A 10,888-nucleotide genomic window follows, 5' to 3' on the forward strand; every position below is an offset into this window, starting at 1 on the left:
GGAAACATGCAGGCGATCATCCACCCATGCATACCATTCGGCAGAACCCAGCGTGGCGTTGTCTGGCGCGCTGCTGGTTTCGGCGGATTGCGGTTTGGGCGGCTTTTGCTCGGGCGGCGGCGATGCGGGCGAGCACGCCACGAGCAAGGCGAGAGGAAGCATGGCGAGGTATCGACGCATGTCGGCCTCCGGGTTGCAGAGTCAGTGTTCGAGACTAGCAACAACTGCCGGTGCAGCGGTGAATCGTGCCTGACATGCGCGTCTCTCGCGGCGAAGAACACGCGCCGCCGCCGACATTTTTACGTTGCGCTAACGCCGTGCCGCCACTTCGTCGATGTGCTTGAGCAGATCCGCCGGATCTTCGTACACGCGGAAAGCGCCGGCGTCTTCGAGCTCCTTTTGCCCGTAGCCGCCCGAAAGCAGGCCGATGCCGAGCGCGCGTGCGCGTTGCGCCGCAAGCATGTCCCAGATGCTGTCGCCGACCACGAGGCTTTGATGGATATCCACGCCGAGCCGTTGGGCGGCAGTGATGAACAAGTCGGGATCGGGCTTGGCGTGGCGCACCTGGTCGCGTGTCACCACCGGCACCTTGGACGGATCGACGCCCAGCGCTTCAAGGTTGTGCGCCGCCGTGGTCATGCGCCCGCTGGTGGCGATGGCCCAGGGGATTTCCTCTTCAGTGAGGAAGGCGAGCAGTTCGCGCGCGCCCGGCAAAGGTCGCACCGAACCCTGCGTGGCCTGGCGGTTGTATGCCTCGGCATGCCAGTTGCGCAGTCGGATGAGGCGTTCTTCGGTGATCTCAAGGCCGGTTTCGCGCAGCAGGATGTGCGTGAACAGGCTGCCGCTCATGCCGATCTTGCGGTGGATGCGCCATACCGACAGTTCCACGCCTTCGCGATCGAGCGCTTCCTTCCAGGCGAGCACGTGTTGGTAAACGCTGTCGACCAGCGTGCCGTCGAGATCGAACAGGAAAGCGGTGTCACTGCGCGGCATGGGGAAGGCTTGGCTGCGGAAGATGCCGCAGAGTAACACCCGCCTGTGCCTTCGCCTTGTCAATGTGATTTGGCGCACATCGGCTTGCAGGGATGTCGCGGAGATGACAGGCGGCTTCTACCGCGAAGCGCACCGTGTACTTGTCGACCGTGCACATTCGCCGGAGGCGACAAGTGGCATCAGCGATGTTCAACGACGAATGGACGCGCGGCACATCATCATTCCGTCGGCGGCACGATCATGAAAAGCAAACACATGCTTGTCTTGCTGACATGGGCCGCATGCATGGGCACGGCGGGTGCGCAAAATGCGGCAGGGTGCATCAGCTTCGCGGGTCAGATCGTGGAGGCCTCGTGCAACAGCGAGCGGATGCAGCCGGGTGGTTGCGGCGAGCAAGGCCTGCGGGCGATCAACATGGAGCTCGTGGCGCGCGCACCCAATGGAACCGACAGCGCCATGCTCGATAGCTTCGCTGATCGCAGCACGAACGACATCGGGCTCGTACGGACGCGCCAGTGTCGTTGAATGTTGGCGACAACCGACAGGGAGATCAGTCGCCCGGAATCAGGGGCTTGCCGGCGTCGAGCACGGCCAGCGCGGCGGCGCCGAGCAGGCCCGGTTCCGGATGCATCATCGCGACGGTGGGCACCTGTTCCATCGTCTCGCGGAAACGACCCTTGGCTTCGAAGCGCGCACGGAATCCGCCATGCTTGATCCACGGCAGCAGGATCGGCAAGACACCGCCGGTGAGGTACACGCCGTCCCAGCCGCCAAGGCTCAACACCAGGTCGCCGGCGACGCTGCCGAAAATGCCTGCCAGCGTTTCCACAGTGCGCACGCACAACGGATCGGTGCCCGCTTCGGCCCGCGCGGTGATGTCTTCGGGTGTGTATTCCTCGGCCGGCTGGCCGGCGATGTCGGCCAGTGCGAGATAGAGGTTCACCAGGCCGTTGCCGCAGATCATGCGTTCGTTGGAGACGCGGCCGAAACGCTCGTTGAGGCGATGCAGGATCTCCACGTCTTCGGCCGTATGGGCGGCGAAACCGGCGTGGCCACCTTCGGTCTCCAGCACGATCCAATGGCCCTCGCGGCGCAGCAATCCGGCCACGCCCAGGCCGGTGCCCGGGCCCATCACCACGAAGGTCTGCGGTTCGCGCTGGCCCAGATGCGGCATGGGCTGCGAGCCCACCGATGAAAGCTGGTCGTGCGTAAGCAGCGGCACCGCCATCGCCTGCGCCGCGAAATCATTGACCAGGTGCACCGCCTCCATGCCCAGTTCGGCCTGCAGTGCGTGTGCGGCGACCAGCCAGGGATTGTTGGTGACCTTCACCGTTTCGCCTTCGCTCACCCGGCCTGCCGCAGCGATGATCGCGCGTGATGCGGTGTGGCCGGTGTCCTTGGAATACTGGCGGATGGCTTCGGCCAGCGAGGCGTGGTCCTTGACGCGATAGCGCCGGACGCTGTCGTCCATCAGCGGCGCCGCACGACCGGTATCGGCCAGTGCGAACCGCACGTTCGTGCCGCCAAGGTCAGCAAGCAGGGTCGGGGCGGCACGGCTCGGTGTTCTCATGGACGGTCCTGAACGTGGGGAGACAGTAAGGGTGACTCCCTTGGGCCGGTTCGTCCAGTGGTGCGCTGCAACGCGCATCGTTTTCGACCATTCGACGGCGAATGGCACGAGGCCCCGGCATGCCGGGGCCTCGATTGGCCGTCTATCAGGCGACGCCGAGATACAGCGACGGCGTAGCGGCGAAGCCCGCTTTCACCTGCCGCGAAGTCTCGTCGGCCAGCACTTCCTGCGCGCCGCTCGCCAGCGCTTCCAGCGTGCGGCTAGCGATATCCGCCGGGCTGCTCTTGGGCGCATCGACGTGGCTGACCATGTCGGTGTCGATATAACCCGCATGCACGGCCAGTACCTGCGTACCCTGTGCGCGCAGTTCGTTGCGCAGGCTGTTGGTCAACGCCCAGGCCGCTGCCTTGGAGACCGAGTACGCGCTGGTGGTGTCCAGGCTTACCCAGCTCAATGCGGAAAGCATGTTGACCAGCGCGCCACCGCCATTGGCCTTGAGCACGGGTGCAAACGCGACAGCCATGGCGTGGATGCCGTGCAGGTTGGTTTCCAGCAATCGGCGCAGCGTGCTGTCGCCTTCAGTCGCATCGAGCAAAGGCGAGGCACCGGTGATGCCGGCGTTGTTGATCACGAGGTTGACGTCGGTGCACAGCGCCGCGGCCGCCGCAATGTCCTGCGGATTCGTGACGTCGAGCTTCACCGGGATGACACCTGGCAGCGTCACGGTGGAGGGATCGCGTGCGCCGGCGTAGACCTTGCGTGCGCCGGCGTCGAGCAGAGCCTTGGCATAGGCGAGGCCGAGGCCACGGTTGGCGCCGGTGACGAGGGCGATGGAGCCTTGGATATTCATGGGGGAGACCTTGTGCAGGGTGACGAAAGGGGCCGGTGGCGTCGGCCTATAAATGATAGTCATCATTTGATATGATCGGTTCGGCGGTTTTCAATGGCCGGCCGCGGGTCGGCGGGAAAGATTTCGATGCGCTACAGCAAGGGTCACAAGGAAGCCACGCGACAGAAGATCGTCGACACCGCGTCGGCGCGCTTTCGCGGCGAAGGCATCGCGGCGGTGGGCGTCGCCAATCTGATGAGCGATATCGGCCTCACCCAGGGCGGTTTCTACAACCACTTCGAGTCCAAGGATGAGCTCGCCCGCGAAGCGGTCGCCAAGGGCTGGCAAGGCACCTGCGAACGGCTGGAAAAAGTGCTGGGCGATCCCGAGCACGGCGGCGTGGAAGCCGTCATCGAAAGCTATCTCAGCCCGAGGCACCGGGACCACATGGCCGAAGGCTGCGTGGCCGCCGCGCTCTCGCCGGAGATCGCCCGCGGCGCGGACATCGTGCGCGCGGAATTCACCAAGGGCACCGAGCACATGGTGTCCCTGCTGGCCCGTGCCTTGCCCAAGACGCTCAAGCCCAAGCAACGGCGCGCTACCGCCATGGCGGTGTTCTCCACGCTGGTTGGCACGCTTGCGCTGGCGCGTGCGGTGAATGATGCCGACGCCTCCGAGGAAATCCTCGCCGCGGGTCGCAAGGCTGCACTGGCATTGCTGCCCGCCGCATAGCGCCTTCGCCCGCGCGCTGGCGCGGGTTCGCCCACTCGCCGTTTGTGCCAAAGCGCGCCGCCCGCCTGGCGTTGCGTGGCTGCGCCTGCCCGCCGCGCAAACCCTTTGACGTCGTCATCACAAAAAGTCGCTTGCATCATGCAAGTTTCCTTTTATATGATAGTCATAATCTAAAGCGTGGAGCGAGGCTCCCCGTCATGAAGCGCAAGAGCTTTGAAAGCATGCAATGTCCCGTCGCTCGCAGCCTGGAGCGGGTCGGCGAGTGGTGGAGCATGTTGATATTGCGCGATGCCTTCTATGGCATTCGCCGGTTCGATGACTTCGTGCAAAGCCTGGGTATCGCGCCGAACATCCTCAGCCGTCGCCTGGCGGACCTGGTCGTTGCCGGTTTGCTGGAGCGACGTCCCTACAGCGCGCGCCCGAAGCGCTACGAATACGTGCTCACCGAGCAGGGGCGCGATTTTCGCCCGGTGCTGCTTGCGCTGATGAACTGGGGAAACCGCCACTTCTCGCCGGAAGGCCCCAGCATTCTTCTCATCGATACGCAGTCGGGCCAACCGGTGGAGCTTGCGCCGGTGGATCTGCATACCGGCGAACCCATCGCGCGCGGCCGGCATGTGGTCATCGCCGGTCCCTCCGCCAACGAGCGCACGCGCGCCCGCGTCGAATTCAGGAACGCGCATCTCGCCGCGGACCGCCACTGATTCTCTCCTCTCATCCCTCGGAGTTCGTCTCATGAGCAGCATCGTCGTCGAGCGGGCGGACACGCCTGCCATTCCCATCGCCAAACCACACAACAAGCGAAAGCGCATCGCCCGTGCCATCGCCGGTGTCGCGGTGGTCGCGGCCATCGTCTATGGCGTGCATTGGTGGAGCGTAGGACGCTTCATCGAAGACACTGATGATGCGTACGTCGGCGGCGACATCACCGTGGTCGGCCCGAAGGTGTCCGGCTACATCGCGCAGCTCGCCGTCACTGACAACCAGGTCGTGCATGCCGGCGACCTGCTGGTGAAGATCGATGATCGCGACTATCGCGCCGCGGTCGCCAAGGCCGAGGGCGCCGTGGCGGCGGAGCAGGCGCTGCTGACCAACCTCGATGCCAACGAGCGCCTGCAGCAGGAAGTGATCCACCAGGCGCAGGCCGGCGTGCTGGCAGCCGACGCGGAAACGCAGCGCTCGCAACAGGATGAGGCGCGTTACCGCGATCTCTCCAGCCGCTCTGCCGTATCCATCGAAAGCGCGCAACGCGCCGACGCCACCTTCAAGACCGCCAAGGCGGCTTCGACCAAGGCGCAGGCCGCCTTGATGGCCGCGCAACGACAGATCGACGTCATCGAATCGCAGAAACTGCAGGCGCGCGCCGCGCTGGAACAGGCCAGGGCGGAGCTCGATATCGCCCACCTCAACGAGGGCTACACCGAGTTGCGCGCGCCGTTCGACGGCGTGATCGGCAACCGCCGTGCCCGCGTGGGTGCATATGCCGCGGCGGGCTCGCAATTGCTGTCGGTGGTGCCCGCGCATGGCCTGTGGGTGGATGCGAACTTCAAGGAAGACCAGCTCGCGCGCATGCAGTCGGGGCAGGCGGTAAACGTGCGTGCCGACGTGATGCCGGGCCGCGTGTTCCACGGGCATCTTGCCAGCCTCGCGCCGGCCACCGGTGCGCAGTTCAGCGTGTTGCCACCGGAGAACGCCACCGGCAATTTCACCAAGGTCGTGCAGCGCGTACCGGTGCGAGTGATCCTGGACAGCCATGACGACGCGCTTGGCGTGCTGCGTCCGGGCCTGTCCGTGGTGGCCGAAGTGGATACGCGCGAAGGCCGTGGGACGAGCGCGCCATGAACGCCTCGGTCTCCGCCATGCGGTTTGCGGAGCCGATGGATCCGGCGACGCTGAGCACGGCGCAAAAAGTGGTCGCCTTCGCCAGCATGTGCGTGGGCATGTTCATCGCATTGCTGGACATCCAGATCGTGTCCGCATCGTTGCGTGACATCGGCGGCGGGTTGTCTGCCGGCACGGACGAAACGGCATGGGTGCAGACCAGCTACCTGATCGCCGAGATCGTGGTGATTCCCTTGTCTGGCTGGCTGTCGAAGGTGTTTTCCACGCGCTGGTTGTTCGCGGCATCCGCCTTGGGGTTCACCATCACCAGCATGCTGTGCGGCGCCGCGTGGGACATCCAGAGCATGATCGTGTTCCGCGCGCTGCAGGGCTTCCTTGGCGGCTCGATGATCCCGCTGGTGTTCACCACGGCCTTCGTGTTTTTCCACAACAAGCAGCGCGTGATCGCCGCGGCTACCATCGGCGCGATCGCGTCGCTGGCGCCAACACTGGGGCCCACGCTCGGCGGCTGGATCACCGATCACGCCTCATGGCATTGGCTGTTCTACGTCAACCTCGTGCCCGGCCTGTTTGTCGCCATCGCCGTACCGATGCTGGTGAACATCGATACGCACGACTATTCGCTGTTGCGTCGCGCCGATTACCTTGGCATGGCGCTGCTCGCCATCTTCCTCGGCTGCCTGGAATACACGCTGGAAGAAGGTCCGCGCTGGAACTGGTTCAGCGACCAGACCATCCTCACCACGGCATGGTTGTCCGGCCTGGCGGGCGTGGGATTCATCGGGCGCAGTCTTACCTACGATCATCCGGTGGTGGATCTGCGGGCGCTTGGTGACCGCAACTTTGCGCTTGGTTGCCTGTTCTCTTTCGTCACCGGCATCGGCCTGTTCTCCACCATCTATCTCACGCCGCTGTTCCTTGGGCGCGTGCGCGGCTACAGCGCGCTGGAAATCGGCGAGGCGGTGTTTTCCACCGGCGTGTTCCAGATCCTCACTATCCCGCTCTACTCGTTTCTCGCGCAACGTGTCGATCTGCGCTGGATCATGATGGCGGGGCTGGCGTTGTTCGCCGTGTCGATGTGGGACTTCACACCCATCACGCACGATTGGGGCGGCCATGAACTGCTGCTGCCACAAGCCTTGCGCGGCATGGCGCAACAGCTGGCGGTGCCACCAACGGTGACGCTGACGCTGGGTGGCCTTGCGCCGGCGCGACTCAGGCTTGCTTCGGGACTCTTCAACCTGATGCGTAACCTGGGTGGCGCGATCGGCATCGCGGTGTGCGCCACCGTACTCAACGATCGCACCAACCTGCATTTCTATCGCCTTGCCGAGCGTTTGAATGCCGGCAACGAGGCGATGAATCAGTGGCTGGTGCAGGCCGGCGGTCATCTGGCCGAGTTGGGATCAAATGCATCAGAGGCGGGCAGCAGCGCGTTGCACCAGCTCTGGCAACTCGCCTATCGCGAAGCGCAGACGCAGTCCTACGCCGATGCCTTCCTTGTGATCATGGTCTGTTTTGTCGTCGCGACCGCGCTGGTGCCGTTGATGCGCAAGGTCGCACCGCCTGCGGGACCGTCCGCGGATTCGCACTGAATCGACGCTTCCCCTTTCCCTTGTCAGCCGGGCCTTTGGCTCAGGACATCATCATGAACACCACGCTTTCGTCTTCTTCGGTTGTCCCTTCGCCGTGGTCGCGAGCACCGCGTCGTTTCACCGTGCGCCTGGCAGCGATGGTCGCCGCCATGGCGGGATTGGCCGGTTGCATGGTCGGTCCCGATTACGTTCGCCCGGAAGTGAGGGCGAATGAAGGCTACGCGCATCAATCGATGCTGCAGACGCGGGAGACAACACGTCCTGCGCCCGCGCTCGATGCCTGGTGGACGGGCTTTGACGATCCCGAGCTCAGCCGCATCATCGGCCGCGTGATGACGCAGAACCTGGATCTCGCCGCGGCGATCGCCCGCGTCGATCAGGCGCGTGCGGCTGCACGCGCAGCGGGCGCGCAACTGGCACCGCAGGGCAGCCTCGATGCGCAGGCGGCGCATCTGTACCAGTCCACCCAGAGCCCGCTCGGCGAGCTCGCCAGCCACACGCCGGGCTACAAGCGCACGCAGACGCTGGAGAACATCGGCGTGGGTGCGAGCTGGGAGCTGGACCTTGCCGGCGGCCTGCATCGCGGTGCCGAAGCCGCGCAAGCCGAAGCCGAAGCGGCTGAGGCAAACCAGTACGGCGTGCGCGTGATGGTGGCCGCCGAAGCGGCGGACAGCTACTTCCAGGCGCGCGGAGCGCAGGAACGTCTACGCCTCGCGCAGCAGCAAATCGACACTGAGGCGCAACTGGTGGAGCTGGTGAAGGTGCGCCTTGCCGGCGGCCTGGCCACGTCGCGCGAGCTGGCGCGGGCGCAGGCCCTGCTGTTGCAGGCGCGCGCCACGCTGCCACCGCTGCGCATCGTGCTGGCGCAGCAGCTCAATCGACTGGATGTGTTGATGGGTGCGTCGCCCGGCACTTACGCCGACGAATTGCAGGCGCCGGGAGCCACATTCACCGTACCGGCCGTCGGCACCGAGGGTGGCCCGCAGATGCTGTTGCGCCGGCGCCCCGACGTGATCGCCGCGGAACGCAAGCTCGCCGCCTCCAATGCGCGCATCGGCGTGGCCGTGGCCGAGTACTACCCGAAGGTATCGCTGGGCGCGCTGCTTGGCTTTGAGAGCCTGCACAGCGGCTCGCTGTTCTCCTCCGCGGCGTTCCAGCCGCAGGCCATGCTGGGTCTGCACTGGCGTCTGTTCGACTTCGGTCGTGTCGATGCCGAGGTGGCGCAAGCGAAGGGCGTCAATGCCGAAGCACTCGCGCAGTATCGCCAGTCGATGCTGCACGCCACCGAAGACGTGGAAAACGCGATCGTCTCGTTGGCCGAACTGGAATCGCAGCATCGCGAACTCACCGATGAAGTGGCGGCGCACCAGCAGGCGCGTGATGCGGCGCAAGATGCCTACAAGGGTGGCGCGGTGAGCCTTATCGAAGTGCTGGATGAAGATCGCCAGCTGCTGGGCTCACGCGACCAGCTTGCGCGCGTGCACGCGGATGATGCGCGCGCTGCCGTGGCCATGTTCCGCGCGCTCGGCGGTGGTTGGGCGGGCAGCGCCGATGACAAGACGGAAGCTGTGGCTACGGTGCAGCGCTGACCATCGCCGGTGCTGTGCGCTTGTCCCGCCGCAATGACGATACTGGTCTCCGTGTTTGCCGGCGGTGCTAAGGCTGAGGTTGCTCCGTGCCCACGCGTGGATCGTAGCCGGTCATCAGCGGGTCGCCCGATGGCGGCAGGTTTCGCAGCCGCGTGACCTGCGGGGCTTTCACGGCACTGCCGCGATTACCCCAACTGGACCTGGCGAAGGTCAGCACTTCGGCAATCTCGTGATCGCTCAGGCGTTCGCGGAAGGCCGGCATGCTGAATTGCGCTGGTGTCTCGCGGCCCGCTGGCATGGTGCCGCCGTGCAATACAAGACGGATGGCGGAATCGGAGTCGGTGCCGTTGAGTACCGGATTGCCCGCCAGCGCAGGAAACACCTGGCCGTAACCACGGCCGTCGGTGCGATGGCAGGTGGCGCAGTTGTCGACGTAGAGCTGCGCACCGACGCCGCTGACCTTGCCGCCGCTCAACGCCGTATGCGTGGCTGGGTCGTAGCTGATCGCGCTTTCCTCGCGCGCGGGCGGCAACGACTTGATGAAATGCGCGATGGCGGCCAGGTCTTCGTCGTTCATCTGGCTCGTGCTGTGCTCGATCACTTCGGCCATGCCGCCGAACACCGCGCTGCGTTCGCTGCGGCCGTTCTTCAACAGGGCGATGATGTCTTCCTCGCTCACGCTGCCCAGGCCACTGGCCAGTTCGCCGCGCAGGCTTGGTGCCACCCAGTTGTCGTTGACGCCGCCACCGAGATAGCCCTTGCCGTCGGCGGGCGAGAGCGCCTTTTCCTGCAGCGTGAATGCACGCGGCGTGTGGCACGCGCCGCAGTGGCCCAGGCCTTCGACCAGATACTGGCCACGGGCCAGTGCCGCGTCACCCGTCGCTGCCGTTTCCACGGGAGACACCTTGGGTGCGAACATCCAGCGCCAATAGGTGAGCGGCCAGCGCATCGACAGTGGCCACGGAATGTCTACGCGCTGGTTCACCTGTTCCACCGGCGTCACGCGATGCATGAAATACGCGTACAGCGCCTGGATGTCGCCATCGCTGACCTTGGCATAGGACGGGTAGGGCATGGCCGGATACAGCGTGTGGCCGGAGGCGTTGATGCCGCGGCGCACCGCGCGCTCGAACTGGCCGTAGGTGTAGTTGCCGATGCCGGTGGTGGGGTCGGGCGTGATGTTGGTGCTGTAGATCGTGCCGATGGGCGAGGCGATCGGCAGGCCACCCGCAAAGGGACGTCCACCGGGCGCGGTATGGCAGGCGCCGCAGTCGCCCAGTCGCGCGACGTATTCGCCCTGCCTGATCAACGCGTCATTGGGTGCCGGCACAGTGGCCGAGGCGTCGCCGCCACCGCCACGGAACACCAGCGTGGCAGCCCACGCCAGCGCGACCAGCACCACCAGCAATACGACGGCTCGCAGAAAGCCGCCACCGCGTCGACGCCTCGCTACGACGTTCATGCCTGCACCAGCGGGCCGGGGTTCTTGAGGTAGGTCTCACGGATCGCCTTTGCCGACATGTAGGTGAGGCCGCCGATGAGACCGGTGGGGTTGTAGCCGAGGTTCTGCGGAAATGCCGAGGCGCCGGTGACGAATACGTTGTGCACGTCCCAGTTCTGCTGGTAGCGATTGAGTGCGCTGGTTTCGGGCGATGCACCCTGGATCACGCCGCCGGTGGTGTGCGTGGTCTGGTACTGGCGCACGTCGTAGTGGTCGCCGGGCTTGCGGATGGTCTGC

General features: G+C 65.4%; 11 protein-coding genes and 1 pseudogene. 6 read left to right on the forward strand and 6 right to left on the reverse strand.

What is annotated here, in order from left to right; all coding sequences use genetic code 11:
* Positions 1-180: pseudogene (locus tag VFG49_RS14755) on the reverse strand (hypothetical protein); the annotation flags it as partial.
* Positions 181-309: 129 nt separating this feature from the next.
* A complete protein-coding gene (locus tag VFG49_RS14760; protein ID WP_324861822.1) occupies positions 310-993 on the reverse strand; it encodes an HAD family hydrolase in 684 nt (227 codons plus the stop codon).
* 285 nt (positions 994-1,278) lie between these two features.
* Here VFG49_RS14760 and VFG49_RS14765 point away from each other — a divergent pair, with 285 nt between their 5' ends.
* The gene (locus VFG49_RS14765; protein ID WP_324861824.1) at positions 1,279-1,518 is read left to right on the forward strand and encodes a hypothetical protein; all 240 of its coding nucleotides are present in this window, start codon (positions 1,279-1,281) and stop codon (positions 1,516-1,518) included.
* Between the two features lie 25 nt (positions 1,519-1,543).
* Here the strand turns inward: VFG49_RS14765 and glk are convergent, their stop codons facing one another.
* Positions 1,544-2,563, reverse strand: a complete 1,020-nt coding sequence (glk, locus tag VFG49_RS14770; RefSeq protein ID WP_324861826.1) for a glucokinase — start codon at positions 2,561-2,563, stop codon at positions 1,544-1,546.
* Between the two features lie 145 nt (positions 2,564-2,708).
* A complete protein-coding gene (locus VFG49_RS14775) occupies positions 2,709-3,413 on the reverse strand; it encodes an SDR family oxidoreductase (RefSeq protein ID WP_324861828.1) in 705 nt (234 codons plus the stop codon).
* Positions 3,414-3,539: 126 nt separating this feature from the next.
* Between VFG49_RS14775 and VFG49_RS14780 the strand changes: the two genes are divergently transcribed.
* The 5 genes from VFG49_RS14780 (at position 3,540) to VFG49_RS14800 (ending at position 9,150) form a co-directional block, all read left to right on the forward strand.
* On the forward strand, positions 3,540-4,124 hold the full coding sequence (locus VFG49_RS14780) for a TetR/AcrR family transcriptional regulator (protein ID WP_324861830.1): 585 nt from the start codon (positions 3,540-3,542) through the stop codon (positions 4,122-4,124).
* 221 nt (positions 4,125-4,345) lie between these two features.
* Positions 4,346-4,828 carry a helix-turn-helix domain-containing protein gene (locus tag VFG49_RS14785; protein WP_324861832.1) on the forward strand — a complete coding sequence of 161 codons (483 nt, stop codon included), beginning with the start codon at positions 4,346-4,348 and terminating at the stop codon, positions 4,826-4,828.
* A gap of 31 nt (positions 4,829-4,859) precedes the next feature.
* On the forward strand, positions 4,860-5,966 hold the full coding sequence (locus VFG49_RS14790; RefSeq protein ID WP_324861834.1) for an HlyD family secretion protein: 1,107 nt from the start codon (positions 4,860-4,862) through the stop codon (positions 5,964-5,966).
* Positions 5,963-7,561: a DHA2 family efflux MFS transporter permease subunit gene (locus tag VFG49_RS14795; RefSeq protein ID WP_324861836.1), complete on the forward strand. Its 1,599-nt coding sequence runs from the start codon at positions 5,963-5,965 to the stop codon at positions 7,559-7,561. The genes VFG49_RS14790 and VFG49_RS14795 overlap by 4 nt, the downstream gene beginning before the upstream one ends.
* 53 nt (positions 7,562-7,614) lie before the next feature.
* A complete protein-coding gene (locus VFG49_RS14800; RefSeq protein WP_324861838.1) occupies positions 7,615-9,150 on the forward strand; it encodes an efflux transporter outer membrane subunit in 1,536 nt (511 codons plus the stop codon).
* A gap of 67 nt (positions 9,151-9,217) precedes the next feature.
* Here VFG49_RS14800 and VFG49_RS14805 read toward each other — a convergent pair whose 3' ends face one another.
* Positions 9,218-10,612 (reverse strand): cytochrome c, encoded by a 1,395-nt coding sequence (locus VFG49_RS14805; RefSeq protein WP_324861840.1) that lies wholly within the window; start codon positions 10,610-10,612, stop codon positions 9,218-9,220.
* The coding region (locus tag VFG49_RS14810; RefSeq protein WP_324861842.1) for a GMC oxidoreductase at positions 10,609-10,888 on the reverse strand (280 nt) is incomplete at its 5' end. The genes VFG49_RS14810 and VFG49_RS14805, both read right to left, overlap by 4 nt.

Source organism: Dyella sp., from assembly GCF_035685885.1.
Classification (GTDB): Bacteria; Pseudomonadota; Gammaproteobacteria; order Xanthomonadales; family Rhodanobacteraceae; genus Dyella.

What these genes read in the sequence shown, in the direction of transcription:
- VFG49_RS14760 (WP_324861822.1), bottom strand. Translation starts at nt 993, where the DNA reads ATGCCGCGCAGTGACACCGCTTTCCTGTTCGATCTCGACGGCACGCTG.
- VFG49_RS14765 (WP_324861824.1), top strand. Translation starts at nt 1,279, where the DNA reads ATGGGCACGGCGGGTGCGCAAAATGCGGCAGGGTGCATCAGCTTCGCG.
- glk (WP_324861826.1), bottom strand. Translation starts at nt 2,563, where the DNA reads ATGAGAACACCGAGCCGTGCCGCCCCGACCCTGCTTGCTGACCTTGGC.
- VFG49_RS14775 (WP_324861828.1), bottom strand. Translation starts at nt 3,413, where the DNA reads ATGAATATCCAAGGCTCCATCGCCCTCGTCACCGGCGCCAACCGTGGC.
- VFG49_RS14780 (WP_324861830.1), top strand. Translation starts at nt 3,540, where the DNA reads ATGCGCTACAGCAAGGGTCACAAGGAAGCCACGCGACAGAAGATCGTC.
- VFG49_RS14785 (WP_324861832.1), top strand. Translation starts at nt 4,346, where the DNA reads ATGCAATGTCCCGTCGCTCGCAGCCTGGAGCGGGTCGGCGAGTGGTGG.
- VFG49_RS14790 (WP_324861834.1), top strand. Translation starts at nt 4,860, where the DNA reads ATGAGCAGCATCGTCGTCGAGCGGGCGGACACGCCTGCCATTCCCATC.
- VFG49_RS14795 (WP_324861836.1), top strand. Translation starts at nt 5,963, where the DNA reads ATGAACGCCTCGGTCTCCGCCATGCGGTTTGCGGAGCCGATGGATCCG.
- VFG49_RS14800 (WP_324861838.1), top strand. Translation starts at nt 7,615, where the DNA reads ATGAACACCACGCTTTCGTCTTCTTCGGTTGTCCCTTCGCCGTGGTCG.
- VFG49_RS14805 (WP_324861840.1), bottom strand. Translation starts at nt 10,612, where the DNA reads ATGAACGTCGTAGCGAGGCGTCGACGCGGTGGCGGCTTTCTGCGAGCC.